Here is a 26346-nt window from a genome sequence, read left to right as displayed (position 1 = left end):
CCGCCCGGACGCCCGGGTTCAGCCCTGGTCGGTCCGGTGCAGCACCCGGGCCACCTCGCCGATGGACCCCGACAGCGACGGGTACACCGTGAACGCGTTCGCCACGTCGTCGACCGTCAGGCTGTGCGACACCGCCAGCGTGATCGGGAAGATCAGCTCCGACGCGCGCGGCGCCACCACGACCCCGCCGAGCACCGTGCCCGCCGTCGAGTGCGCGAACAGCTTCACGAAGCCGTCGCGGACACCGAGCATCTTGGCGCGCGGGTTCCGGGCCAGCGGCAGCGTGTGCGTGACGAAGTGCGCGTCCCGCTCGATCAGCGCCGTCTCGCTCAGGCCCACCGTCGCGATCTCGGGGGCGGTGAAGATGTTCGCCGCCACGCCGCGCAGCTTCAGCGGCGCCACCGCGTCGCCGAGCGCGTGCGACATCGCGATCCGCCCCTGCATCGCCGCGACGGACGCCAGCGGCAGCACGCCGGTCACGTCGCCGGCCGCGTAGACCCCGCGCGCCGAGGTGCGGGACACCTTGTCGACCTCGATGTGCCCGGACGGCGTCGTGCGCACGCCCGACTCCGCGAGGCCGAGGCCCTCGGTGCTGGGGATCGACCCGACCGCCAGCAGCACGTGGGAGCCGTGGATCTCCCGGCCGTCTGCCAGGGTCACGACCACGCCGTCCGCGGTCCGCCGTGCCGCCTGCGCCCGCGAGCGCCCGACGACCTCCATGCCGCGCGTCCGGAACACGTCCTCGAGCATCGTCGCGGCGTCGGCGTCCTCGCCCGGCAGCACCCGGTCCCGGCTCGACACCAGGACCACCTGCGAGCCGAGCGACACGTACGCCCCGGCGAACTCGGCACCGGTGACGCCCGAGCCGACCACGATCAGCCGCTCCGGCAGGGCGTCCAAGTGGTAGAGCTGCGTCCAGGTGAGGATGCGCTCGCCGTCGGGCTGCGCGTCGGGCAGCGTGCGGGGCGTCGCGCCGGTCGCCAGCAGGACGACGTCGGCGTCGAGCGTCTCGTCCGCGTCGCCGGTGACGACCACCCGTTCCGGGCCGTCGAGCCGCCCGTGGCCGATCACCACGCGCACGCCCTCGCGCTCCAGCCGCGTGCGGATGTCGTGCGACTGCGCCAGCGCCAGGTCCCGCACCCGGGCGTTCACCGCGGCCAGGTCGATGCTGTGCCGGCGGCTGCGGCCGGTGTCGTGGGCGGGGTCCGCGTCCTCGCCGGGGCCCGCGGGCACGTCCAGGCGGATGCCCAGGTCCGGGGCGCGCTCCGCGATCGTCATCCACTCCGCGGTGGCGATCAGCGTCTTCGACGGGACCACGTCGGTGAGCACGGCGGCGCCGCCGAGGCCCGCGCGCTCGACGACGGTCACCTCCGCGCCGAGCCGGCGGGCGACCAGGGCGGCCTCGTAGCCGCCGGGACCGCCGCCGACGACCACGACCCGGGGCGCCGGGCGGCCGGCGTCGGCGGGGCCGGGCGCGGGCGCGGCGGCGCTGCTGGTCGAGGAGGCGGGCGGGGCGGCCGCGGCGTCGGGGGCGTCGGCCGCGGCGGGGGTGGTCGCGGCGGGGTCGGCGGGCGCGGGCGTGGGGGTCGACGACGTCACGGGTCCATCTTCCCGGTTCGCGCCGCGGACGCACCCCCGCCACGCGCCGCGGCGGGACCTTCCGGGGTCCTGCGGGGCGGGTGCGGCCGGTACGCTCGACCGTTGCGACCGCACGTGCCCGCGCGCCGGGTCGCCACCCGCACCACCACCGCCGCACGCACCGCGAGGAGCACCCGCATGGCCGACGACGCCCGTCTCGACGACCCGACCACCGACCCGCTGGCCGTCGCGGCCGACGCCGCCGCGTACCTCGCGGAGGCGACCGGGGTGGAGAAGCACGACGTCGCGCTGGTGCTGGGCTCCGGCTGGGGCGGCGCCGCCGACCTGCTGGGCGAGACCGTCGCCGAGATCGCGGCGCCCGACGTCCCGGGCTTCGCCGCGCCGGCCGTCGTCGGCCACGTCGGCACGATCCGCTCGGTCAAGATCGCCGCGACCGGCAAGCACGCGCTCGTGCTGGGCTCGCGCACCCACCTGTACGAGGGCAAGGGCGTGCGCCGCGTCGTGCACGGCGTCCGCACCGCCGCGGCCGCCGGCTGCTCGACCGTCGTGCTCACCAACGGCTGCGGCGGCCTGAACCCGGCGTGGGGCCCGGGCACCCCGGTGCTGATCCGGGACCACATCAACCTCACGACCGTGTCCCCGCTGGAGGGCGCCACGTTCGTCGACCTGACCGACCTGTACGCCGGCCGGCTCCGCGACGTGGCGCGCGAGGTCGACCCGTCGCTGGACGAGGGCGTCTACGTGCAGTTCCGCGGCCCGCACTACGAGACCCCGGCCGAGGTGAGGATGGCCGGGATCATGGGCGGCGACCTGGTCGGCATGTCCACCACCATCGAGGCCATCGCGGCGCGGCACGTCGGCATGGAGGTGCTCGGCATCTCGCTGGTCACCAACCTGGCCGCGGGCGTCGGCGACGAGCCGCTGTCCCACGCCGAGGTCCTCGAGGCCGGCGCCGCGGCGGGCCCGCGGATCAGCCGGCTGCTGGCGGACATCGTCGGCCGCATCTGATCGACGCGCCGTGCCGCCCGGGTCCTCCGCGGCGGCGCGGCGCGCAGCACGGCACCACCGCGGCCCGAGCGCCGCGCAGCAGGCAGCGAGGTCGGGGCGGGGCGCCCCGGGGAGGACGGCAGACGGATGACCGAGCGCACCGAGACCGGCGCGGACGTGACGGAGCAGGGCGACGCCTGGGCGGAGCTGGCGGGCCGGGTCCGCGAGTGGATCGCGGACGACCCCGACCCGCGCACCGCGGCGGAGCTGACCGCGCTGCTCGACCGCGCCGAGGCCGGTGAGCCGTCCGTATCCGGCGGCGCCTCCCCCGAGGACCAGCAGTCGGCCACCGACGTGCGCGAGGCCCGCGAGGACCTGGCCGACCGGTTCCAGGGGCTCCTCCAGTTCGGCACCGCCGGCCTGCGCGGCGCCGTCGAGGGCGGCCCGCACCGGATGAACCGCGCGGTCGTCATCCGCGCCGCGTCCGGCCTGGGTGCCTACCTGCTCGGCGAGCTCGAGGGCGTGTCCCCCGCGCCCCGCGTGGTCGTGGGCCACGACGCCCGGCACGGCTCCGTCGACTTCGCCCGCGACACCGCCGCGGTGCTGACCGCGGTCGGCATCGAGGTCGTCATGCTGCCGCCGTACCTGCCGACGCCGGTCCTGGCGTTCGCCGTCCGGCACCTCGGCGCCGACGCGGGCGTCATGGTCACCGCGTCCCACAACCCGCCGAAGGACAACGGCTACAAGGTCTACCTCGGCGGCCGCGTCGTCACCGACTCCGGCCAGGGCGCGCAGATCGTCCCGCCGATGGACGCCGCCATTGCCGCCGAGATCGCGCGGGTCCCGTCGGTCGCCGCCGTGCCGCGCGCCGCCGAGGGCTGGTCGTCGGTCGGCCCCGAGATCGTCGACGCCTACGTCGCCGAGGTGCTCGGCCTCGCCGACCTGTCCGACGAGGCCCGCGCCCGGCACGCCGCGCTGCGCGTCGTGCTCACCCCGATGCACGGTGTCGGCGGCGGCACCGCCCGCCGGGTGCTCGCCGAGGCGGGCTTCACCGACGTGCACGTCGTGACGCTCCAGGCCGAGCCCGACCCCGACTTCCCCACCGTCGCCTTCCCGAACCCCGAGGAGCCCGGCGCGATCGACCTGGCCGTGGCGCTCGCCGCCGAGGTGCAGGCCGACCTGGTCATCGCCCTCGACCCGGACGCCGACCGCTGCGGCGCCGCCGTGATCGACCCGCGGGCGCGCACGCACATGAGCGCCGGCTCCGCGGGCTCGGACGGCTGGCGGATGCTGCACGGCGACGAGACCGGCGCGCTGCTCGGCAGCGTGGCGGCTTCCCGGCTCGGGTCCGTCGGCGCGGCCGTGGCCGACGACGCGCCCGTGCTCGCGAACTCCATCGTGTCGTCCCGGCTGCTCGGCCGGATCGCCGCGCACGCCGGCCTCCGGCATGCCCAGACGCTCACGGGGTTCAAGTGGATCTCCCGCGTCGAGGGCCTCGTGTACGGCTACGAGGAGGCCCTCGGCTACTGCGTCGACCCCGCGCACGTGCGGGACAAGGACGGCATCTCCGCCGCGCTGACCCTCGCCGGCCTGGCCGCCCGTCTCAAGGCCGAGGGCCGCGCCCCGGTCGACGTCCTGGACGACCTCGCCCGGCAGCACGGCCTGCACCTCACCGACCAGCTGTCGGCCCGGTTCACCGACCTGTTGCAGATCCCCGAGACCATGCAGCGGCTGCGCGAGCACCCGCCGGTCGTCCTCGCGGGCTCGCCGGTCCTGGCCGTCGTCGACCTGGCCGCCGGCTCGGACGCCGACCGCGAGGGCCTGCCCCCGACCGACGGCATCCGGCTGCTCACCCAGGACGACACCCGGGTCATCGTCCGGCCCTCCGGCACCGAGCCGAAGGTGAAGTGCTACCTCGAGGTCGTGGTGCCGGTCGAGGAGCACGCGTCGGTCGCGTCGGTCGGCGAGGCGCGGGTCGCCGCGCGGGCGCGGCTGGACGCGGTGCGCGCGGACGTGGCGGCGGCGCTGGGGCTCTGACGCCCGGCCGCGCCGGCGGCGTCGAGACGAGGCAGCGGCCCGTCCCCCGATCGGGGGGCGGGCCGTCGTCGTCGGTGCGCACAGCGCTCGCCGCACCGGACCGCCCCGCTACGGTGCCGGTGTGGAGAGCGCGACCCCCGCCGCGGCTCGGACCGCCGCCGCGCGTGCGGTCGCCGGGCCGCTGCTCGCGATCGCCCTCGTCGCCGGGGCGGGCGTCGCGGCGCTGTGGCCGGCGGTCCTGGGACTGCCGCCGGACCTGATGTGCCCGGCCGTGCTCCCGGTGCCCTGGTGGTGCTCGGCCGCCGGCGCACGGGCGCACGGGCTGCGCCTCACCGGCGCGCTGCTGGCCGCGGCGGCCGGGGCGGCGGCACTCGCGGTCCTGCTCGGACGCCGGTGGACCCGTACGGCGTGGCTGCTGCCCCTCGCGGTGGGCGCCGCGGGGTGGGCGGCGCACGCGGCCGCGGCACCCTGACCGCACACCACCCGAGCCGGCCCCGGACGCACTGACGGCCCGTCCCCCGCTGCCGGGGTGACGGGCCGTCGGTCGTGCTGCGCCGGGCGCGGGGGTTCAGTACCCGCCGTCCGCCTCGAAGCCGCCGAGCACCGCGGCGGTGCCGGACAGGCCGAGCCGGGTCGCGCCCGCCTCGATCATCGCGAGGGCGTCGGCCGTGGTGCGGATGCCGCCCGAGGCCTTGATGCCGAGGCGGCCGCCGACGGTGGCGTTCATGATCTCGACGGCGTGCACGGAGGCGCCGCCGGCGGGGTGGAAGCCGGTCGAGGTCTTCACGAAGTCGGCGCCCGCGGCCTCGGCGGCCCGGCAGACCTCGACGATCTCGTGGTCGGTCAGCGCGGCCGACTCGATGATGACCTTGAGCACGACGGGCGCCGGGGTGGCGGCGCGCACAGCGGCGATGTCGGCCTGCACGTCGGCGAACCGGCCCTCCTTGGCGGCGCCGACGTCGATCACCATGTCGACCTCGTCCGCGCCGTCGGCGACGGAGCGGGCGGCCTCGGCGGCCTTGACGTCGCTGTGGTGCTTGCCCGAGGGGAAGCCGCACACGGTGGCGACCTTGAGGCCCTGCGCGTCCAGCGGCAGGAACGACGGCGAGACGCACACGGAGTACACGCCGAGCGACGCGCCCTCTGTCACGAGCGCCTCGACGTCCGCGCGGGTCGCCTCGGGCTTGAGCAGCGTGTGGTCGACGAACTGCGCCAGCGCGGCGGCGTCGAGGGACTGGGTCATGCGCGGTGCCTTCCTGTTCCGGTCGGTGCGTGACCGGGGACGATGACCCGGTCGATGAGGTCCTGGCGCTCGTCCGCGTGGACGAACGCGTGGCGGGCGGCGGTCAGGGTGACCGTCCGCACGTCGTCGACGGTCCAGCCCGCCTCGGTGACGAGCAGGTGCAGCTCGCGGCTGAGGCCGGTGCGGGACTGCAGGCGGTTGTCGGTGTTCACCGTGACGGCGAACCCCAGCCGCAGCAGGGTCGTGACCGGGTGCTCGGCGATCGACGCGGCGGCGCCGGTCTGCAGGTTCGACGTCGGGCACACCTCGAGGGCGATGCCGCGGTCCCGGACCCAGTGCGCCAGGCGGCCCAGCACGGGCGTGCCGTCGTCGTCGTGCCGGATGTCGTCCACCAGCCGCACGCCGTGGCCCAGGCGCAGGGCGCCCACGTCGACCGCCTCGTCCATCGAGTCGCGGCCCGCGGCCTCGCCGGCGTGCACCGTGACGGGGAACCGGGCGGTGCGCAGCTGCGCGAAGGCGGCGCCCAGGGCGCTCGCCGGGAAGCCCGCCTCGGGACCGGCGATGTCGAAGCCGACGACGCCCCGGTCCCGGTTGGCGAGCGCCAGGGCGGCGATCTCGTCGGCGCGGTCGGACTGGCGCATGGCGCACAGCAGCAGCCGGGCCCGGATCGGGCGGCCGTCCGCGGCCGCCTCGGCCTCGCCCTCGGCGAGCCCCTCCAGCACGGCGTCGACGGCCTGCTGCAGCGACAGCCCGCCCTCCTGGTGCAGCTCGGGGGCGAACCGCTCCTCGACGTACACGACGCCGTCGGCGGCCAGGTCCAGCACCGCCTCGCGCGCGACCCGGCGCAGGGCCTTGGGCCGCTGCATGACGGCCAGGGTGTGGCTGAACGTCGCGATGTACGCCTCGAGGCTGCCGCTGTCCGCGGCGTCCCGGAACCAGGCCGCCAGCGCGTCCGGGTCGGTCGCCGGCAGCTCGTGCCCGACCTTCTCCGCGAGCTCGACGACGGTCCGCGCGCGCACGCCCCCGTCGAGGTGGTCGTGCAGCAGGACCTTGGGCAGCGCGACGATCTGCTCGAAGGTCACGGTCATGCGCCCACCGTAGTGGCCGGGTGCCCGGAACCTCGCATCGGGGAGCCGGGCGCCCGGGCGGGGTGTCCGCGGCGCGGGGGGACCTCAGGGGTAGTCGTCCCGCTCGTCCTCGGGGACGGGGGTCTTCTGCTCGGCGACGTCGCCCGGGTCGGCCTCGCCGACCAGGTCGGGCCGCGGGTCGTCCGGCTCGTAGGCGCCGTCGCGGGCGTCGCTGTCGTCGTCGGGCCGGACCTCCGGCAGGTCGGTCAGCTCGGGCTCGACGAGCCCGGCGTCGCGCCAGGTCCGGTCGCCGGGAACGGTGCTCATGTCCACTCCTCCGGTCGGCGGCGGGGTACACCCCCATCGTGTCCCGGACGCGCGCGACCCGCCAGGCCGGACGGGTGCCGTCGGGGTGTCAGCGGGCCGGGGTCGGGAGGAGCGCCCAGGCCAGGTGGGTCCAGTGGCCGAGCGCCGGCACCGGTCCGGACGGGGAGCGCAGCGCCGCACGCGGCAGCGGGAGCACCGCGCCGGCGCCCGGCTCGTAGACCCGGTAGTCGTCACCCGCGCGGCCCACGGCCAGGACCACGTGCCGCGGGACCGCGGCCCCGAGGCCGCCGGACAGGTCGCCGCCCGAGTACAGCGGCACGGGGATCCCACGGCCGAGGGCGGCGTCGACGCGCGCCAGCAGGTCGTCGACCTCCGCCGTCCGGGTGTCGTCGACCAGCACCGAGCGGTACCGCACGCCGGGGAACCGGGCCAGGCGCGCGGCGCCCCACGGCGGCGTGCCGAGCGCGCGCGGCCACGGCAGGACGCCGCCGAGCGCCCGGACCGTGCTGCGCCGGTGCAGGGCCGCCTGGAGCAGCCCCCAGCGCGCCGCGGCGGCCTCCTCGCCGGTGGCCGAGGCGTGCACCACCCGGCCGTCCGGGGTGCGGAACCAGGTCGGGGCCTCGGGGTGGTGCGGGTCCGCGGGCTCGGGCAGGTCGAGGCCGGCGAGCTCCGGCGGGCGCGGCCCGTCGGGCAGCCGCCCGGACACGAGCCAGAGCGCGAGCCGCGGGTCGCCGGCGGCCGCGAGCAGGCCCAGGACGGCCGCGCCGCACGTGGTGCCGTCGACCTGGCGCGCGGCGGCGGTGCCCCAGCGGACCGTGCGGCCGGCGGGGACGTCGAGCGGGGCGAGCACCTGCGCGCGCCGCCGGGCGTCGAGGCCGTCGAGGGCGTCCGCGGGAAGGGCGCCCCGGGCCACGGCGGCGGCGAGCGCGACGCCGTCGACGCGGGACGGCGCCGGGCTGTCCGCCCCGCCGGCCGCGCCGCGTGCGATCCCGCCGCCCGGTGCCGGCGGCACCACCCGGCCACGCAGCGCCCGCAGCACCGTCGTCAGCTGCCCGCTGCGCCACCCCGATCGCGCGCCCACGCCCGCTCCCCTCGTCCGCCGAGTCTCCATTGTCGGCCTCCGTCCGCGCCGCCCGCCGAAGGCCGGAAGCGGAGACTCGGCGAGAGGCTGCCGCGGGCGCACGCGAGGCCCCGCAGCGCACGCGCGCTGCGGGGCCTCGCCGTGCCGCTCAGGACGCCGCGATGCGGTCCAGGACCAGCGGGGTCGGCGCCGCGGCCTCGGCGGCGACGTCGAAGCCGCCCTCCAGGGCCTCCTTCGCGCGCTCGAACCGCTCCGGGGTGTCCGTGTGCAGGGTCAGCAGCGGCTGCCCCGCGCGGACCGCGTCACCCGGCTTGGCGTGCAGCTCGACGCCCGCGCCGGCCTGCACCGGGTCCTCCTTGCGCGCGCGGCCGGCGCCGAGGCGCCACGCCGCGATGCCCACCGCGTAGGCGTCGAGCCGGGTGAGCACGCCGTCGGCCGGCGCCAGCACCTGCTCGGTGTGCCGCGCGACCGGGAGGGTCGCGTCGGCGTCGCCGCCCTGCGCCTCGATCATCCGACGCCAGACGTCCATCGCGCGGCCGTCCGTCAGAGCGGCCCGCACGTCGAGCCCCGGGCGCCCGGCGGCGGCCAGCATCTCCTCGGCCAGCGCGACGGTCAGCTCCACGACGTCGGACGGGCCGCCGCCCGCGAGCACCTCGAGCGACTCCCGGACCTCGAGCGCGTTGCCCGCGGTGAGGCCGAGCGGCGTCGACATGTCCGTGAGCAGCGCGACGGTGTTCACGCCGGCGTCGGTGCCCAGGTCGACCATCGTGCGGGCGAGCTCGCGGGCCCGGTCCAGGTCCTTCATGAACGCGCCGGAGCCGACCTTCACGTCGAGCACCAGCGCGCCGGTGCCCTCGGCGATCTTCTTGCTCATGATCGACGACGCGATGAGCGGGATCGCCTCGACGGTGCCGGTCACGTCGCGCAGGGCGTAGAGCTTGCGGTCGGCGGGCGCGAGGCCCGAGCCGGCCTGGCAGATCACCGCACCGGGGCCGTCGAGCTGCGCCATCATCTCGTCGTTCGACAGCGCCGCGCGCCAGCCCGGGATGGACTCCAGCTTGTCGAGGGTCCCGCCGGTGTGGCCGAGGCCGCGGCCGGACAGCTGCGGGACCGCGACGTCGAACACGGCCACCAGGGGCGCGAGCGGCAGGGTGATCTTGTCGCCGACGCCGCCGGTCGAGTGCTTGTCGGCGGTGGGCCGGCGCAGACCGGAGAAGTCCATCCGCTCGCCGGAGGCGATCATCGCGGCGGTCCACCGCGAGATCTCCGCGCGGTCCATGCCGTTGAGCAGGATCGCCATGTTGAGGGCGGACATCTGCTCCTCGGCCACGACGCCACGGGTGTACGCGTCGATGACCCAGTCGATCTGGGCGTCCGTCAGGCGGTGCCCGTCGCGCTTGGCGACGATGACGTCGACGGCGTCGAACTTCTCGGTGCTCACGAAGACTTCCTCTCGACCAGGTCGGACGGCCCGAACGCGTCGGGCAGCACCTCGGTCATCGGCTTGATCCCGCTCACCGTGTCGACGAGCAGGTCGGGACCCCCGTGCTCCCACAGGAGCTGGCGGCAGCGGCCGCACGGCATGAGGGCGTTCCCGTGGGCGTCCACGCAGGCGAACGCCACGAGACGCCCGCCGCCGGACACGTGCAGCCCGGACACGAGCGCGCACTCGGCGCACAGCGTCAGGCCGTAGGAGGCGTTCTCGACGTTGCAGCCGACGACCACGCGGCCGTCGTCCACCAGCGCCGCGACGCCGACGGGGAACTTCGAGTACGGGACGTACGCGCGGTGCATCACCTCGGTGGCGGCGGCACGCAGGGCGTCCCAGTCGATCTCCGGCACAGCCGGTCTCCTGTTCTCCCCGGGCGACCGGGGCGTCTCACGGCACCTGCTCGGACGCTCCCGAGTGTGCCCGTGAAGCACGACCGCCGCCGCCCTGCGCGGGCGACGGCGGTCGTGACGTGCTCACTTCACGTAGGCGATGCCCTCCGCGGCGGGCGCGCGCACCCGGCCGACCAGCCCGGCGACCGCGAAGATCGTCACCACGTACGGGGTCATCAGCATGATCTGGCTCGGGATCGGCGTGCCGATGATGCCGAGCACCACCTGCAGGTTGTCCGCGAAGCCGAACAGCAGGGCCGCGGCCAGCGCGCCCTTCGGGCTCCACCGGCCGAGGATCATCGCGGCGAGCGCGATGAAGCCCTTCCCGCCGGTCATCTCCTTGCCGAACGCCAGGCCGTTCGCGACCGTGAAGAACGCGCCGCCGAGGCCGGCGATGGCGCCGCCGAGCAGCGTGTTCCACACGCGGGTGCGGTTGACCTTGATGCCGACGGTGTCCGCGGCCTTGGGGTGCTCGCCGACGGCCCGCATGCGCAGGCCCCAGCGGCTGCGGAACACCAGGACCTGCAGCACGATCACCACGACGTACATGAGGTACACGAGGATCGTCTGCCGGAACAGCACCGGGCCGATGATCGGGATGTCCGAGAGCCCCGGGATCGCGAGCGTCGGCAGGCGCGGCGGCGCGTTCAGCGTGTCGGCGTTCTCCTTGAGCACGGTGGAGAACAGGTAGCTCGTGATGCCCACGACCAGCACGTTGAGCACGACGCCGACGATGATCTGGTCGACCACGTACTTGATCGCGAACGCGACGAGCAGGGCGGAGACCAGGGCACCGGCGATGGGCGCGGCGATCAGGCCGACGTAGGCGCTGGACGTGATGGTCGCGACCACGGCGGCGAGGAACGCGCCGGCGAGCAGCTGGCCCTCGATCGCGATGTTGATGATGCCGGACCGCTCGCTGACCAGGCCGGCGAGGGCGCCGAACACCAGCGGCACCGCGAGGAACAGCGACCCCTGCAGCAGGCTCGTGAGGGGCAGCGGCTGCGCCTTGCCCGCGACGGCCCACGTGAGGAGGGCGAACACCAGCGCGACCGCGTAGACGGCGGGCAGCCAGACGCCGACCTTGCGGCGGGTCCGCGCCGCCTGGAACGACCAGGCCGCGAGCCCGAGGGCGATCAGGCAGAGCACGATCGCGGTCAGCTTGGACGGGACAGAGAACGCGATGTTCTCCCCCGGCGCGAACATGGTGAACGAGGTCTCCCGGCCCGAGGCGGGCAGGATCCCGAACAGCAGCAGCGCGACCGCGGCGACCGCGCCGTACGCGATCGGCGCCTTGTACGAGATCGGCGGCAGCGGCTTGCCCGCCGCGGCGCGCGCGGGGGCGGGGGCGGCGACGGCGCTCACGCGGCGGCCTCCTTGACGACGGGCGCGGCGAGCTCGGCCGGCTGGGCGCCGGGACCGCGGGGGGACGGGAGGCGGAACACCGCGCGCACCAGCGGGGGCGCCGCGATGAACAGCACGACGAGCGACTGGACGACGAGCACGATGTCGATCGGCGTGCCGGTCCGGGACTGCATCGCGAACCCGCCGGCGCGCAGCGCGCCGAACAGCAGGCCGGCGAAGAAGGTGCCGAGCGGCTTGGACCGGCCGAGCAGGGCGACCGTGATCGCGTCGAACCCGAAGCTGGCCGCGATGCCGGCGGTGAGGACCTTCTCGGTCCCGAGCACCTGCGCGGTGCCCGCCATGCCGGCCAGGCCGCCGGCCACGAGCATCACCAGCAGGTACATGCGGTTGACGTTGATGCCCGCGGTGCGGGCGGCGCTCGGGTTGGACCCGACCGCGCGGAACGCGAACCCGACCGTCGACCGGTTCATCAGCCACCACACGAACACGGCGGCGAGGATCGCGACGACGAAGCCGAGGTGCAGCCGGAACTGCGGCCCGAGCAGCTGCGGGTACAGCGCGTTCTCGGCGATCGGCGGGGACACCGGGTTGTTGCTGTCGCCGCGCTTGAACGCCGACGTGGTCAGCAGGTAGCCCACCAGGTAGATCGCGATGTTGTTGAGCATGATCGTGACGATCACCTCGTTGGCGCCGGTCCGGGCCTTGAGGTAGCCGGCGATGCCGGCCCACAGGCCACCGCCGATGACGCCGCCGATCACCGCGAGCAGCAGGTGCAGCACGGGGGGCAGGTCCCAGGCGAAGCCGATGTAGCCGGCGAAGATCGCGCCGAGGATGATCTGGCCCTGCGCACCGATGTTGAACATGCCGGCCCGGAAGCCGATGCCCAGGCCGAGGCCCGCGAGGATCAGCGGGACGGACCAGGTCATCGTCTCGGTGATCGGGCGGATCCCGCGGGCGAACGTCGCGGCACCCGGGTCGAAGACGGCCCCCTGGAACAGCGCCACGTACGCGCCCCAGACCGCGTCCCACGCCGCCGAGAAGAAGTCCGCCGGACGCGCGAAGAAGTACCCCGCGGCGTCCTGCACGGCGCTGTCGGCGGCCGCGATCAGCACGCCGGAGATGACGAGCGCGAGCACCAGGGCGGCGACCGTCACCAGCCAGCTGCTCTCCAGCATCTCGCGGAGCGCGCCCTGGGCGCGCGACTCGAGGCCGTCGTCGCGGCGCGCCGGCGCGGTGGACCCGGCCGGCGGCTGCTCGGGGGCGGGGGTCGCCTGGCTCACTTGCTCTCCTCCTCGGAGGCCTCGATGTCGGCCTCGCCGAGCACGGTGTGGTGGGTCGCGGCCTGCTGCACGGCCTCGGCCTGCGGGACGCCGGCCATCATCAGGCCGAGCACGTCGCGGTCGGTGCCGCCGGGGACGATGCCGACGATCCGGCCGCGGTACATGACCACGATCCGGTCCGCCAGGGCGAGCACCTCGTCGAGCTCGGTCGAGACGATGATCACCGGGGTGCCGGTGTCCCGCTCCTGCACGATCCGCTTGTGCACGAACTCGATCGACCCGACGTCGAGGCCGCGGGTGGGCTGCGACGCGATGAACAGCCGCAGCGGGCGGGACATCTCGCGGGCCAGGACGACCTTCTGCTGGTTGCCGCCGGACAGCGTGCCGGCGTGCGCCTCGGTCGACGGCGTGCGGACGTCGAACTCGACCGTCCGGCGCTCGGCGTTCTCCTGGACCCGCTTCGGGTCGAGGGAGATCCCGCGGGCGAACGGCGCGCGGTCGTACAGGTCGAGGATGAGGTTCTCGGCGACCGAGAAGTCGGCGACGACGCCGTCCTCGGTCCGGTCCTCGGGGATGAACCCGACCCCGGCGTCGAGCACCTGCTTGACCGTGCGGCCGACCAGCTCGGTGCCGTCGAGCACGACGGACCCGGCCACCGGCTGCTGCAGGCCGAGGATGACCTCGGTGAGCTCGGTCTGGCCGTTGCCCTGCACGCCCGCGACCGCGACGATCTCGCCCCGGGCCACGTCGAACGACACGTCGTCGACCTGGCGCACGCCGGCCTCGTCGAGCACGGAGAGGTTCCGCACCTGCAGGGCGACCTCGCCTGGCTGCGCGGGCGCGCGGTCGACGCCGAGCGAGACGGACCGCCCGACCATGAGCGAGGCCAGCTCGGTCTCCGCGGCGTCGGGCCGCGCGCTGCCGACGACCTTGCCGCGCCGGATGACCGTGATCCGGTCCGCGACGGCGCGGACCTCACGGAGCTTGTGGGTGATGAAGACGATGGACGTGCCCGCCGCCTTCAGCTGCCGCATGATCGCGATGAGCTCGTCGGTCTCCTGCGGCGTCAGCACCGCGGTGGGCTCGTCGAGGATGAGGACCTTCGCGTCCCGGGACAGCGCCTTGATGATCTCGACGCGCTGCTGCGCGCCGACCGGCAGGTCCTCGACCAGGGCGTCGGGGTCGACGTCGAACCCGAACCGGTCGGAGATCTCCTTGACGCGGCGGCGGGCCGCGGTCAGGTCCAGCATGCCGCCGCCCTTGACGGGCTCGTACCCGAGGACGACGTTCTCCGCGACGGTGAACACCGGGACCAGCATGAAGTGCTGGTGCACCATGCCGATGCCCGCGGCCATCGCGTCGCCCGGGCCGGCGAACTCCACGGCCCGCCCGTCCACGAGGATCTGGCCCTCGTCCGGGTCGTAGAACCCGTACAGCACGTTCATCAGGGTGCTCTTGCCGGCACCGTTCTCGCCCAGCAGCGCGTGGATCTCGCCGGGCTCGACCACCAGGTCGATGTGGTCGTTCGCCACCAGGGCGCCGAAACGCTTGGTGATCCCCCGCAGCTCGAGCTTCACGTGGGACTGCTCCTTCGGTCGATCGTGTCGCTGCGCACACTAGGCCAAACCGGACGGCCGGAGACAGCCGCAAGGTCCCGGGTGCGCGGGTGAACGCAGCGGTGGCCCGGGCAGGCGTCCTGCCCGGGCCACCACGGCGCTGGTGTCAGTTCTGGCTCGGGGACTCCACGACCAGGTCACCGGAGATGATCTGGGCCTTCAGGTCCTCGACGGCCGTCTTGACCTCGGCCGGCACCTTCGCGTCGAAGTCGTGGAACGGCGCGATGCCGATGCCCTCGTTCTCCAGGGTGCCCACGTACGGGTCCGAGGAGAAGCTGCCCTCGGAGGCCTCCTTGACCGTGTCGAACACGGCCTGGCCGATCTCCTTCATGACCGAGGTCAGGATGATCGAGGAGTAGTCGGGCGAGGTCTCGAACCAGTCGGCGTCGACGCCGACGATCGCGACGTCCCCGGCCTCCTGCGCGGCCGCGGCGGCACCGAGGCCGACCGGGCCGGCGACGGGCATGATGACGTCCGCGCCCTGGTCGATGAAGCCCTTGGCCAGGTTCTGGCCGTTGGTCTGGTTCTCGAAGTCACCGGTGAAGGAGCCGGTCTGGGCCTCCTTGTCCCAGCCGAGGACCTTGACGTCGGCGCCGTTGTCCTCGTTGTACTTGGCGACGCCGTCGGCGAAGCCGTCCATGAAGATCGACACCGACGGGAGCTGGATGCCGCCGAAGGTGGCGACGGTGCCCGTGGTCGAGGTGCCCGCGGCGACGTAGCCGGCGAGGTACGCGGCCTCCTGCGTGTTGAACAGCAGCGGCTTGGCGTTGTCCAGCGTCACCGGGTTGAAGTCGGCGTCGGTGAACGCGGAGTCGATCAGCGCGAACTCGATGTCCGGGTTGGCCTCGGCGGCCTCCTGGATCGGGTCCTCGAGCAGGAAGCCGACGCCGATGATCAGGTTGCAGTCCTGCTGCACCAGCGAGTCGATGTTCGGCGTGAAGTCGGTCTCGGCGGTCGACTCGACCTTGACCTCCTCGATGCCCAGCTCGGACTTCGCGCGGTCGAGGCCCTCGGCGCCCGACTGGTTGAAGGACTTGTCCTCGAAGCCGCCCGAGTCGGAGACCATGCAGGCCTTGAAGTCGGAGGCGCCGGTGTCGCCGCCGCCGCCGGCGGTGCTGTCGGACTCCTCCGGCGCGCTGCCGCAGGCGGCGAGGGCGAGCGCGACAGCCCCGGTGAGGGCGGCCGCACGGATGATCTTCTTCACGCGATGCTCCTGCTTCTCGTCGTCGACCGGTCCGCTGAGGCCCGCCCGGTCACCGCGGGCGACGCTGCGCGCGGGACGGTCGGGGTCGTCCGGTGTTCGTCGTGAACACTAGCCACGCGCAGGTGACGACTGTGTTACGGAGCACTCTCCCGGCCCCTTCGTTACTGACTTGGAACATTCGTCCGGGCGGCGGATCACCCGACCGGCCCAGCGCGGTCCCGCGCAGCCTCAGCCCCCGGGCGTCGCGCCGACCCGCAGGGCCGCCCGCGCGAGGAGCGCCGCGCCCGCGGCGATCGCCCGCTCGTCGACGACGAGGTCGCCCTGGTGGATGTCGTAGGTCCGGCCGCCCGGCGTGCGGGTGCCCAGCCGGGCCATCGCACCGGGGACCCGGGTCAGGTACCAGGCGAAGTCCTCGCCGCCGAGCGACTGCTCGGTCAGCTGCACGGACTCCTCGCCGAGGACGTCGCGCGCCGCGGCCTCGAGCACCGCGACCGCGCGCTCGTCGTTCTCCACCGGCGGGACGCCGCGCTGGTGCCGCACCTCGACCTCGACGCCGTAGGGCGCGACGACCTGCTCGACCGCGTCGTGCAGGACCTGGGACGCCTTCTCCCACGCGCGGACGTCGAGGCAGCGCAGCGTGCCGCGCACCGACCCCGAGGCCGGGATCGCGTTGTGCGCCGAGCCCGCCTGGACCGCGCCCCACGTGAGGTTGACCCCCGAGCGGGGGTCGAGCCGCCGCCCGAGGACCGCGGGCACCTGGGTGATGACCTGGCCGAGCGCGTACACGAGGTCGGCGGTGAGGTGCGGGCGCGAGGTGTGCCCGCCCGGGCCGGTGAGCACGACGGTGATCTCGTCGGAGGCCGAGGTGATCGGGCCGATCCGGCTGCCGATCCGGCCGACGTCGACCTTGGGGTCGCAGTGCAGCGCGAAGATCCGGCCGATGCCGTCCATCGCGCCCGCCTGCAGCACGTCGAGCGCGCCGCCGGGCTGCACCTCCTCGGCGGGCTGGAACACCAGCCGCACCCCCGTGGGCAGCTCGCCCGCCTCGTGCAGCTCGGCCAGCACCAGCCCGGCGCCGAGCAGCGCCGTGGTGTGCACGTCGTGGCCGCAGGCGTGCGCGACGCCGTGCACCGTCGACGCGTACGGCAGCCCGGTCGTCTCCTGGACCGGGAGCGCGTCGATGTCGGCGCGCAGGGCGATCCGGCGGCGGCCTGTCTCCACCGGGCTCGGCCCGATGTCGCACGTGAGGCCCGTCCCCGGGAGCAGCCGCGGGGACAGCCCGGCGAGCCGGAGGCGGTCCGCGACGACGCGGGTCGTGCGCTGCTCGGTGCGCCCGAGCTCGGGGTGGGCGTGGATGTCGCGCCGGATCTCCACCAGCTCGGGCTGCAGGGTGGCGACGAGCTGGTTGACCCGGGTGGCGTCGACGATCACCCTCCCGACCCTAGCCGTCCGCGCAGGTGGCGGCAGGTCCGGGTCCGCGCCCGGGGCGCCGCGGGCCGTCAGAGCAGGTCGTCGCGACCCCGGCCGCGCCAGCCGTCGACCGCCTGCTTCACGGCCTGCGCGTGCGCCCGCGTGGTGACCAGCACCGCGTCCGCGGTGTCGACGACGACGGCGTCCGGGACGCCCAGCACCGTGACGGCCCGGCCGGCCCCCGGCACGACGACGGCGCCCGCGGCGTCCAGCCGCTGCACGAGCGCGTCGTCGCCCAGCGTGCGCCCGCCGTCGACGCCGACCGCCGGCAGCAGCGCCGCCAGCGAGTCGAAGTCGCCCACGTCGTCCCACGTGAAGGAGCCCGGCACCACGGCCACGCCGCCGGCGGCCGCGACCGGCTCGGCGATCGCGTGGTCGATGGCGATCTTGGTCAGCCCGGGCCAGATCTCGGCGAGCGCGGCGTCCCGGCGCTCCGGGTCCTCCCAGGCCGCGGCGATCTCCCGCAGGCCCGCCGCCAGCGGGGGCAGCTGCCGGGCGAGGTGGTCGAGCAGCACGCCCGCCTGCACGAGGAACATGCCGGCGTTCCACCAGTAGTCGCCGGTCGCGAGGTACTCGGCCGCGGTCTCGGCGTCGGGCTTCTCCGTGAAGCCGGCGACGTGCCGCGCGCTCGGCGCGCCCTCCGCCTCGAGCGGGGCGGCGGCACGGATGTAGCCGAACGCGGTCGACGGCTCGGTGGCCTCGATCCCGATGGTGACGACGTAGCCCGCGCGCGCGGCGGCGACCCCTTCGGTCACCGCGGACCAGAACCCGTCGAGGTCGTCGATGACGTGGTCGGCGGCGAACGAGCCGAGCACCACGTCGGGGCCGTGCCGTTCGGCGAGGATCGCGGCGGCGAGGCCGATGGCGGCCATCGAGTCCCGCGGCGACGGCTCGGCGACGACCTGACCCGGGCCCAGCTCGGGCAGCTGCGCCGCCACGGCCTCCGCGTGCCGCACGCCGGTCACGACCAGGACGCCGTCGCGCCCGGTGAGCGGCAGCAGGCGGTCGACGGTGCCCTGCAGCAGGGTGCGGCCCGTGCCGGTCAGGTCGTGCAGGAACTTGGGCGAGCCCTGACGGGACAGCGGCCACAGCCGGGTGCCGGCTCCTCCGGCGGGGACGACGGCGTGGAAGCCGTCGATCGGGGTGGGCTGCACGGGCGACGCGGGCGTGGCGGGGCTCGACATGCCGGGCAGCGTATCGGGAGGAACCGGACCGCGGTCGGCCCCGCGTCACCCGTGCGGGTGGCCCGGTCGCGACGCGCGTCGGACCAGGGACCCAGGTCCCGACCGACGTGTGCGCTTGATCACATCGGGCCCGATCCGGCCCCCGACGGCAGGGTGACCCAGCGCACGATCACTACAGTGATCGGACCGGACACAGCAGTCCCGCCCGAACTCGCCAGGAGGCCACCCGTGCCCACTGCGCCTGCCGAAGCCCGCGACGACGCCGCCCCCACGGCCAAGCGGATCCCCGGCGGCACCCTCTACCGCGGCCGCGAAGGCATGTGGTCCTGGGTCGCCCACCGGATCACCGGCGTGCTCATCTTCTTCTTCCTGCTCGTGCACGTGCTCGACACGTCGCTCGTGCGGGTCTCCCCCGAGGCGTACAACGCCGTCATCGGGACCTACAAGAACCCGATCATGGGGCTCGGCGAGGCCGGCCTCGTCGCCGCCATCGTGTTCCACGCCTTCAACGGCATCCGGATCATCCTGGTCGACTTCTGGTCGAAGGGCGCGAAGTACCAGCGCGTGATGCTCTGGGTCGTGCTCGGCCTGTTCGTCGTGACGATGGCGGGCTTCCTGCCGCGGCACCTGATGCACGTCTTCGGAGGCGAGTGATGACCTCACCCCACGCAATCGCTCGCTGCGCTCACGATTCCGCGGGGGCCCCGAGATGACCACGATCGCCGCCCCCCGCACCCGGGGCGCCGGGCCCGGCCGCCGGACCTCGCGCGGCAACTGGGAGCTGTACGGCTGGGTGTTCATGCGCGCGTCCGGCGTCGTGCTGCTCGTGCTGATCTTCGGCCACCTGTTCGTGAACCTGGTCGCCGGCGAGGGCATCTCCGCCATCGACTTCGGGTTCGTCGCCGGCAAGTGGGCGTCCCCGTTCTGGCAGATCTGGGACCTGCTGATGCTGTGGCTCGCGATGATCCACGGCACCAACGGCGTCCGGACGATCATCAACGACTACGCCGAGCGCGACGGCACCCGCCTGGTGCTCAAGCTCGCGCTCTACACGGCGTTCACCGTGGTGGTCGTGCTCGGCACGCTGGTGATCTTCACCTTCGACCCGTGCCCCGCGAACAGCCCGGCGGACCTGCTGCCGTCGTTCTGCACCGCCTGACGCCCTCATCTCGCACCCCCGCATTCGCTTGGAGGCATCGACCCCGATGCAGACCCACCAGTTCGACGTCGTGATCGTCGGCGCCGGCGGCGCCGGGATGCGCGCCGCCCTCGAGTCGTCCGCCCGCACCCGCACGGCGGTCATCTCGAAGCTGTACCCGACCCGCTCGCACACCGGCGCGGCCCAGGGCGGCATGTGCGCCGCGCTCGGCAACGTCGAGGACGACAACCCCGAGTGGCACACCTTCGACACCGTGAAGGGCGGCGACTACCTGGTCGACCAGGACGCCGCGACGATCATGGCCAACGAGGCCATCGACGCGGTGCTCGACCTGGAGCGCATGGGCCTGCCGTTCAACCGCACGCCCGAGGGCCGGATCGACCAGCGCCGGTTCGGCGGCCACACCCGCAACCACGGCGAGGCCGCCGTGCGCCGCGCCTGCTACGCCGCGGACCGCACCGGGCACATGATCCTGCAGACGCTGTACCAGCAGTGCGTGAAGAACGAGGTCGCGTTCTTCAACGAGTTCTACGTGCTGGACCTGATCCTCACGCACGACCTCACCGGCCGGGAGGTGCCCGAGGGCGAGGACGTCGCGGTCTCGGGCGTCGTCGCCTACGAGCTGTCCACCGGCGAGATCCACGTGTTCCGCGCCAAGTCCGTGGTCCTCGCGACCGGCGGCGCCGGGAAGATCTACAAGACGACGTCGAACGCGCACACGCTGACCGGCGACGGCATGGCCCTGGCCTACCGCCGCGGGCTGCCGCTGGAGGACATGGAGTTCTTCCAGTTCCACCCGACCGGCCTGGCCGGCCTCGGCATCCTGCTCTCGGAGGCCGCTCGCGGCGAGGGCGGCATCCTCCGCAACGCCGACGGCGAGCGGTTCATGGAGCGCTACGCCCCCACCATCAAGGACCTCGCGCCGCGCGACATCGTCGCCCGGTCGATGGCCAACGAGGTGCGCGAGGGCCGCGGCGCCGGGCCGAACAAGGACTACGTCCTGCTCGACCTCACCCACCTGGACCCCGCGCACATCGACGCGAAGCTCCCGGACATCACCGAGTTCGCCCGGACCTACCTCGGCATCGAGCCCTACACGGAGCCCGTCCCGGTGTACCCGACGGCGCACTACGCGATGGGCGGCGTGCCGACCAACGTCGAGGGCGAGGTCCTGCGGGACACCACCCACGTGGTCAAGGGCCTGTACGCCGCCGGCGAGGTCGCGTGCGTCTCGGTGCACGGGTCGAACCGGCTCGGCACCAACTCGCTGCTCGACATCAACGTGTTCGGCAAGCGCGCCGGCATCTCGGCGGCCGAATACGCCGCCGGGGCGTCGTGGGTGGACCTGCCCGCCGACCCGGCCGCGGCCGTCGTCGAGGAGCTCGAGGACATGCGGAACCGCCCCCAGGGCGAGCGCGTCTCCGACGTCCGCCGCGAGCTGCAGCAGACGATGGACACCAACGCGCAGGTCTTCCGCACCGCCGAGTCGCTGCGCCAGGCGTTCCAGGACATCCAGGTGCTGCAGGAGCGCTACACGCGGGTGTCCGTCCAGGACAAGGGCCGGATGTTCAACACCGACCTGATCGAGGCGATCGAGCTGGGCTTCCTGCTCGACATCGCCGAGACGGTCGTCGTCGGCGCGCTCAACCGGCGCGAGTCCCGCGGCGGGCACTTCCGCGAGGACTACCCGAAGCGCGACGACGCCGGCTTCATGGAGCACACCATGGCCTACCGCCGGCAGCCCGGCGTGCCGGTCGACTCCCCCGCGCTCTCCGCGCCGAAGGGCGAGGAGGTCCCGCCGCCGGGGCCCGGCCGCCCGGTCGTGCTCCTGGGCACCAAGCCCGTCGTGACCACCGTGTACCAGCCGATGGAGCGGAAGTACTGATGACTGCTGTCGCAGAGCGCTCGGCCGCCGCCGAGCCCAAGGCCGGCGAGATCCCGTCGTTCGAGGTCACGCTCAAGATCCGGCGCTACACCCCCGAGACGCACGGCGACGAGGCGTACTGGGAGGAGCACACGGTCACCGCCCACGGCACCGACCGCCTGCTCGACGCGCTGCACAAGATCAAGTGGGAGTCCGACGGCTCGCTGACGTTCCGGCGGTCCTGCGCCCACGGCGTCTGCGGTTCGGACGCCATGCGGATCAACGGCCGCAACCGGCTGGCGTGCAAGGCCCTGCTCAAGGATCTCAACCCGGACAAGCCGATCACCGTCGAGCCCATCAAGGGCCTGCCCGTGATCAAGGACCTCGTGGTCGACATGGAGCCGTTCTTCGCTTCCTACCGCGAGATCATGCCGTTCCTCATCACCACCGGCACCGAGCCGTCCCGCGAGCGGCTGCAGTCGCCCGAGCAGCGCGCCCGGTTCGACGACACCACCAAGTGCATCCTGTGCGCCGCGTGCACGTCGTCCTGCCCGGTGTTCTGGACCGACGGCCAGTACTTCGGCCCCGCCGCGATCGTGAACGCGCACCGGTTCATCTTCGACAGCCGCGACGAGGGCGGGGCGCAGCGCCTGGAGATCCTCAACGACAAGGAGGGCGTCTGGCGCTGCCGGACCACCTTCAACTGCACCGAGGCCTGCCCCCGCGGCATCGAGGTCACCAAGGCGATCCAGGAGGTCAAGCGCGCGATGATCACCCGCGCGTTCTGACTCCTTCGGCACGGCGACCGTCCCCGTCCCCGTTTCCCGCTTCAGTGGAGTGTTCTGCCCGACACGCGCCCGCGTGTCGGGCAGAACGCTCCACTGCTTTCCACTGTCGCGGCCTGCTCGGCGCGCGAGTCAGCGCGTCGGAGCGAGCCGCCACCGTGCGGTCGACCGCTGCGCGACAGCTCGGTCGCGCGCCGTTCGCGCCCTCCCCTGCCAACGGGCGCGCGCCTCGGCGGTGGCGAGGTCGACCGACGTCGCGCGCAGCACCTCGACGCCGAGCGCTCGCAGCCGTTCCTGGCGTGCGGCGTCCGCGCTGCGCCGCTCCGCACCGGAGTGCACCGCTCCGTCGTACTCGGCGGCGAGCCCGCTCGTCGGGTCGAGCACGTCGACCCGGGCGACGAACCGCCCGTCCTCGTCCAGCACGTCGGGGTTGCACAACGGTGCCGGCAAGCCGGCCTCGAGCCACGCGAGCCTCATCCGCGTCTCCTGCGGCGACTCCACGCCGTCAGCCGAGAGGGCGAGGGCGCGTCGAGCGGCGTCGGCACCCCGCCACCGCGACCGCTCACGCACGAGGACCTGGAGGTCCTCGACGGAGGCCAGTCCCAGGGCGCGCATCCGGTCCAGGCCGACGACCGCGTCGGTCGGCGGCGAGGTCCGCGCGAGGTCGAACGCCGTGCGCGTCACGTCCGTGATCGCGTAGCCATCCAACGTCGTGCGCTCGTGCGGCGCGACCCTGCTGCGCAGGAGACGCTGGCCGGCACGAGGTGCCAGCCGGATCTCGGGCGGACCGAGGAGGAGCACCGGGCAGAGGTCGCCGGGACGGCCCCCGACGACCGCCCCGTCGAACAGGAGCGCGCCGTCGTCGCGGCCGCCGCGACCTCGCGCTCCGCGCGACGCCGCCCGAATGCGCAGCGCACGCCGTTCGTGAAGTCGTGCCGCCGCCCAGCCGCCCAGCGTGACGGTCTCGGGAGCGCCCGTCATCGCGACGGCGATCCGTACGTCAGGGTCGTCGATCTCGGTTCCCGCGGCGACGTGCACCCCCTGCGAGGCCCGGACGTAGCCCGCGCGGAGGTCGCGCCTGCGCCCTTGGGCAGCGGCGTCGCGTGCGGACAGGACTGCGGGCAGGTCACCGCCGAGGGCGGGACGCGTCTGCACGCCGGCGGAGGGGGGTCGGTTCATCGACCCACTGTGCGGGTGGCGGGCCCGACGCGGCCAACCCGCCGTGACGGTCCTGTGGACAACGGCCAGGTCAGTGGAGACGAGTGGAGCGTTCTGCCGGACACGCACCGGCGTGTCGGGCAGAACGCTCCACTCGAGGGAAGGGACCTGGGTCAGGGGGCCTCCGGGGTCTCCGGGGTCTGCTCGGGCGCGGGCGGGTCCGCCGTCCAGGCGGCGGCCAGGAGGACGATGCGGGCGATCAGGTTGATCCAGATCAGCAGGGTCACGATCACCGCGAACGACGCCAGGATCGCGTTCCGGTCCGCCGACCCCGCCACCACCGACGTGCCCAGTACCCGCACCACCCCGAGCCCGACCGCGGCGACGAGCATCCCCTGCCGGAGGTCCGGCCACGCGGGGTGCTGCGCCGCGAGGACTCGCACGATCAGCACGAACGTCCCGGCGTCGACGACGAACGCCACGAGGATGCCGGCCGCGCGCAGCACGAGGGAGCCGACGGTCGAGCCGTCGAGGCCCAGCGCGCTGAGCGCCCAGTCGGCGGCGGTCGTGGTGGCGATGCTGAGCACCGCGGAGACGAGGATGGCCAGGCCGATGCCGGCGAACCCGCCGAGCTCCCGCAGCTTCCCGGCGACGGCGTTGCCGCCGGCGCCCTCGGCGGCGAACATCGCGCGGACGGCCGTGCGCAGCGCTGCCATCGCCGAGATCGCGCTCACCAGCAGCACCACGAACGCGACCAGCCCCGCGATGCCCACACCGGTGCTCAGCTGGAGCGAGTCGGGGTCGATCACGCCGTCGTCGCGGGGGCCCGTCTTCACCAGCCCCGGCAGGTTGGCGTCGATCGTGTCCAGGACGGTCTGGCGCAGCGCCTCGTTGTTGCCGAGGACCGCCATGAAGACCGAGTACCCGATGGTCAGCCCGGCGAACACCGAGAAGATCGTGGCGTAGGCGATGCCGCCGGTCAGGACCCCGCCGCCGGCCTCGCCGAACCGGGCGTTCGCCCGCGCGGCCCGGGTGCGCTGCCACCAGGCCAGCACGGCCTTCCCGCGCGCGACCAGCCCGGCGAACCCGCCCGGGTAGACCCGCGCGCCGACGTCCTGCCGGTTGCCGGCGGCGACGTCCTCCGCGCTCGCGGCGGCGGCGTGCGCCCGCCCGGCGCCCTGCGGTTCGGCCGGGACTCCCATGCGGACGACCCTAGGGACCGCGCGGCGGCTCGGCATCCCGAGCGGGGGCGTCGCCGCCGGTCAGGGCGCCGCGGGCGGCGTCCACCCGCCCGCGTCAGCCCTCGAGCGGGAACGCACCGATCGTCCGCCACATCCCGTCGTCCCCGTGCTCGTACACGTGGATCTCGGTCACGTCGAACCGCGCCTCGAACCCCGCCATGTCCTCGAACGCCCGGTCCAGGGCGTCGTCCGGGACCTCGTGCGCGATGGTGACGTGCGGGTGGTAGTGGAACCGGAGCTGCTGGTCGAGCACGCCCGACCGGATGGCGACCTCGAGCAGCTCGCAGGACGCGATGCCCTCGACGACCTCGACGAACACCACCGGCGAGACCGGGCGGAAGGTCGCGGTCCCCCGCAGGTGCACGGTGAACGGCGCGTGCGCCGCCGCGACCGCCCGCAGGTGCTCCTCCGCCTCGGGCAGCGCGGCCGTCGGGAGGACGGTCGGGCCGAGCAGCGTGATGTGCGGCCGGATCAGGTCGGCGGCCGGGTCGCCGACGCGGGCGCGGGCCGCCTGGAGCTCGGCGGCGTACGGCTCCGGGACGGAGACCGCGACGCCGATCCGGAGCTCGTCGGCGAACGGCCCGGTGGGGTTCATGCCGTCCGGCGGCGCGGCAGGAGGCCGAAGCGGTCGGCGACCCGGTCGAGCGTGCCCCGCGCGATGGCCCGGGCCCGCTCGGCGCCGTCCTCGAGCACGGCGTCCAGCGAGGCCGGGTCGGCCAGGTAGCCGTTCACGCGCTCCTGGAACGGGGCGAGGAACTCGACGACCACGTCCGCCAGGTCGACCTTGAGGTGGCCGTAGCCCTTGCCCTCGTAGTCGGCGACGATCGACTCGACCTCGCGGCCCGTGAGGGCCGAGTAGATCGTCAGCAGGTTGGCGATGCCGGGCTGGTTCTCCCGGTCGAACCGGATCTCCGAGCCCGCGTCGGTGACGGCCGAGCGGATCCGCTTGGCGACGGTCTTCGGCGGGTCGAGCAGCTCGATGATGCCGTTCGGGCTCGACGCCGACTTGCTCATCTTGGCCGTCGGGTCCTGCAGGTCGTAGATCTTGGCGGTGGCCTTGACGATGTGCGCGTCCGGCACGACCGCGGTGCCGTCGCCGAACCGCTTGTTCAGCCGCTCGGCCAGGTCGCGGGTCAGCTCGAGGTGCTGACGCTGGTCCTCGCCGACCGGCACGAGCGCCGTGTCGTACAGCAGGATGTCCGCCGCCATGAGGATCGGGTACGTGAACAGCCCGACCGTGGTGCCCTCGGCGCCGTGCTTCGCCGACTTGTCCTTGAACTGCGTCATCCGGCCGGCCTCGCCGAAGCCCGTCTGGCAGGACAGCAGCCACGCCAGCTCGGCGTGCTCCGCGACGTGCGACTGCACGAACAGGATGGAGCGCTCCGGGTCCACGCCCGCGGCGAGGTACTGCGCCGCGGTGCGCCGGGTGCGCTCGCGCAGCGCCGCCGGGTCGGGCGCCACCGTCAGCGCGTGCAGGTCGACGACGCAGTAGAGGGCGTCGTAGGACTCCTGCAGCGCGACCCACTGGGTCAGCGCGCCGAGGTAGTTGCCGAGGTGGAGGGAGTCGGAGGTGGGCTGCATCCCGGAGAAGATGCGAGGGGAGCCGGAGGCCATGGGTCCATTCTGACGGTCGGGGGCGGGTGGCCCGTGCAGGAGGGGGCGGGAGCGGGCTGCTCGGCGGCGGTCAGGTGGCCTCGTCGTCGAACGGGGCCGGCTCGCCGGGCGGCAGCGGGGTCGTCGACGGGGCGGCGCGCGCGGCGTGCGCGGCCGCGCCGGCACCGGCGGCCGCCGCCGCGGT

Annotated in this window: 24 protein-coding genes; 7 read left to right on the top strand and 17 right to left on the bottom strand. The window is 74.4% G+C overall.

The window, feature by feature from the left end:
- Positions 1–18: 18 nt before the first annotated feature.
- A complete protein-coding gene (locus tag KVT14_RS06085; protein WP_308160928.1) occupies positions 19–1434 on the bottom strand; it encodes an NAD(P)H-quinone dehydrogenase in 1416 nt (471 codons plus the stop codon).
- A gap of 342 nt (positions 1435–1776) precedes the next feature.
- Here KVT14_RS06085 and KVT14_RS06080 point away from each other — a divergent pair, with 342 nt between their 5' ends.
- The 3 genes from KVT14_RS06080 (at position 1777) to KVT14_RS06070 (ending at position 5095) form a co-directional block, all read left to right on the top strand.
- The gene (locus KVT14_RS06080) at positions 1777–2607 is read left to right on the top strand and encodes a purine-nucleoside phosphorylase (RefSeq protein ID WP_217614862.1); all 831 of its coding nucleotides are present in this window, start codon (positions 1777–1779) and stop codon (positions 2605–2607) included.
- A gap of 126 nt (positions 2608–2733) precedes the next feature.
- Positions 2734–4623: a phospho-sugar mutase gene (locus tag KVT14_RS06075; RefSeq protein WP_217614861.1), complete on the top strand. Its 1890-nt coding sequence runs from the start codon at positions 2734–2736 to the stop codon at positions 4621–4623.
- Between the two features lie 121 nt (positions 4624–4744).
- Entirely contained in the window at positions 4745–5095 is a 351-nt protein-coding gene (locus tag KVT14_RS06070; protein WP_217614860.1) for a hypothetical protein, read from the top strand.
- A 96-nt stretch (positions 5096–5191) separates the two neighbouring features.
- Here the strand turns inward: KVT14_RS06070 and deoC are convergent, their stop codons facing one another.
- The 12 genes from deoC to KVT14_RS06010 form a co-directional block, all read right to left on the bottom strand.
- Positions 5192–5866, bottom strand: a complete 675-nt coding sequence (gene deoC / locus KVT14_RS06065; protein ID WP_217614859.1) for a deoxyribose-phosphate aldolase — start codon at positions 5864–5866, stop codon at positions 5192–5194.
- Positions 5863–6954, bottom strand: coding sequence for an adenosine deaminase (locus tag KVT14_RS06060; RefSeq protein WP_217614858.1), 1092 nt, complete (start codon positions 6952–6954; stop codon positions 5863–5865). The genes deoC and KVT14_RS06060 overlap by 4 nt, the downstream gene beginning before the upstream one ends.
- 84 nt (positions 6955–7038) lie before the next feature.
- A complete protein-coding gene (locus KVT14_RS06055) occupies positions 7039–7260 on the bottom strand; it encodes a hypothetical protein (RefSeq protein ID WP_217614857.1) in 222 nt (73 codons plus the stop codon).
- A gap of 88 nt (positions 7261–7348) precedes the next feature.
- Positions 7349–8341, bottom strand: a complete 993-nt coding sequence (locus KVT14_RS06050) for a hypothetical protein (protein WP_217614856.1) — start codon at positions 8339–8341, stop codon at positions 7349–7351.
- Between the two features lie 148 nt (positions 8342–8489).
- Positions 8490–9782 (bottom strand): thymidine phosphorylase, encoded by a 1293-nt coding sequence (locus tag KVT14_RS06045; RefSeq protein ID WP_217614855.1) that lies wholly within the window; start codon positions 9780–9782, stop codon positions 8490–8492.
- A complete protein-coding gene (locus KVT14_RS06040) occupies positions 9779–10183 on the bottom strand; it encodes a cytidine deaminase (RefSeq protein ID WP_217614854.1) in 405 nt (134 codons plus the stop codon). The genes KVT14_RS06045 and KVT14_RS06040 overlap by 4 nt, the downstream gene beginning before the upstream one ends.
- A gap of 123 nt (positions 10184–10306) precedes the next feature.
- Positions 10307–11587 carry an ABC transporter permease gene (locus KVT14_RS06035; RefSeq protein WP_217614853.1) on the bottom strand — a complete coding sequence of 427 codons (1281 nt, stop codon included), beginning with the start codon at positions 11585–11587 and terminating at the stop codon, positions 10307–10309.
- On the bottom strand, positions 11584–12762 hold the full coding sequence (locus KVT14_RS06030; RefSeq protein WP_217614908.1) for an ABC transporter permease: 1179 nt from the start codon (positions 12760–12762) through the stop codon (positions 11584–11586). Before KVT14_RS06030 ends, KVT14_RS06035 begins: the two co-directional genes overlap by 4 nt.
- A 101-nt stretch (positions 12763–12863) precedes the next feature.
- Complete coding sequence (locus KVT14_RS06025; protein ID WP_217614852.1) at positions 12864–14444, bottom strand: ABC transporter ATP-binding protein; 1581 nt, start codon at positions 14442–14444, stop codon at positions 12864–12866.
- A 145-nt stretch (positions 14445–14589) separates the two neighbouring features.
- Positions 14590–15687, bottom strand: a complete 1098-nt coding sequence (locus tag KVT14_RS06020) for a BMP family protein (protein ID WP_217614851.1) — start codon at positions 15685–15687, stop codon at positions 14590–14592.
- Positions 15688–15915: 228 nt separating this feature from the next.
- Entirely contained in the window at positions 15916–17118 is a 1203-nt protein-coding gene (locus KVT14_RS06015; protein ID WP_308160917.1) for an amidohydrolase, read from the bottom strand.
- 68 nt (positions 17119–17186) lie between these two features.
- Positions 17187–18341 (bottom strand): mannose-1-phosphate guanylyltransferase, encoded by a 1155-nt coding sequence (locus tag KVT14_RS06010; protein WP_217614850.1) that lies wholly within the window; start codon positions 18339–18341, stop codon positions 17187–17189.
- Between the two features lie 282 nt (positions 18342–18623).
- Here KVT14_RS06010 and sdhC point away from each other — a divergent pair, with 282 nt between their 5' ends.
- From sdhC to KVT14_RS05990, 4 genes are read left to right on the top strand one after another with little or no spacing between them, the layout of a single operon-like run.
- Positions 18624–18995 carry a succinate dehydrogenase, cytochrome b556 subunit gene (gene sdhC, locus KVT14_RS06005; RefSeq protein WP_308160927.1) on the top strand — a complete coding sequence of 124 codons (372 nt, stop codon included), beginning with the start codon at positions 18624–18626 and terminating at the stop codon, positions 18993–18995.
- Between the two features lie 55 nt (positions 18996–19050).
- Entirely contained in the window at positions 19051–19500 is a 450-nt protein-coding gene (locus KVT14_RS06000) for a succinate dehydrogenase hydrophobic membrane anchor subunit (protein ID WP_147795869.1), read from the top strand.
- Between the two features lie 46 nt (positions 19501–19546).
- Positions 19547–21385 (top strand): succinate dehydrogenase flavoprotein subunit, encoded by a 1839-nt coding sequence (sdhA, locus tag KVT14_RS05995; RefSeq protein ID WP_217614849.1) that lies wholly within the window; start codon positions 19547–19549, stop codon positions 21383–21385.
- Positions 21385–22152: a succinate dehydrogenase iron-sulfur subunit gene (locus KVT14_RS05990; RefSeq protein ID WP_166942903.1), complete on the top strand. Its 768-nt coding sequence runs from the start codon at positions 21385–21387 to the stop codon at positions 22150–22152. Before sdhA ends, KVT14_RS05990 begins: the two co-directional genes overlap by 1 nt.
- A gap of 129 nt (positions 22153–22281) precedes the next feature.
- On the opposite strand, the gene KVT14_RS05985 is transcribed toward KVT14_RS05990, so the two are convergent.
- From KVT14_RS05985 to trpS, 4 genes are all read right to left on the bottom strand, one after another.
- The gene (locus KVT14_RS05985; RefSeq protein WP_217614848.1) at positions 22282–23328 is read right to left on the bottom strand and encodes an endonuclease domain-containing protein; all 1047 of its coding nucleotides are present in this window, start codon (positions 23326–23328) and stop codon (positions 22282–22284) included.
- A 152-nt stretch (positions 23329–23480) separates the two neighbouring features.
- Positions 23481–24509 carry a YihY/virulence factor BrkB family protein gene (locus KVT14_RS05980; protein WP_217614847.1) on the bottom strand — a complete coding sequence of 343 codons (1029 nt, stop codon included), beginning with the start codon at positions 24507–24509 and terminating at the stop codon, positions 23481–23483.
- Between the two features lie 94 nt (positions 24510–24603).
- Complete coding sequence (locus KVT14_RS05975; protein ID WP_217614846.1) at positions 24604–25143, bottom strand: 2'-5' RNA ligase family protein; 540 nt, start codon at positions 25141–25143, stop codon at positions 24604–24606.
- On the bottom strand, positions 25140–26162 hold the full coding sequence (trpS, locus tag KVT14_RS05970; RefSeq protein ID WP_217614845.1) for a tryptophan--tRNA ligase: 1023 nt from the start codon (positions 26160–26162) through the stop codon (positions 25140–25142). Before trpS ends, KVT14_RS05975 begins: the two co-directional genes overlap by 4 nt.
- Between the last annotated feature and the right edge of the window lie 184 nt (positions 26163–26346).

This window comes from Cellulomonas sp. GbtcB1 (assembly GCF_019091725.1).
GTDB lineage: Bacteria > Actinomycetota > Actinomycetes > Actinomycetales > Cellulomonadaceae > Cellulomonas.
Note: the sequence above shows the minus strand (reverse complement) of the source record. Positions and strands in the feature narration are given on the sequence as shown.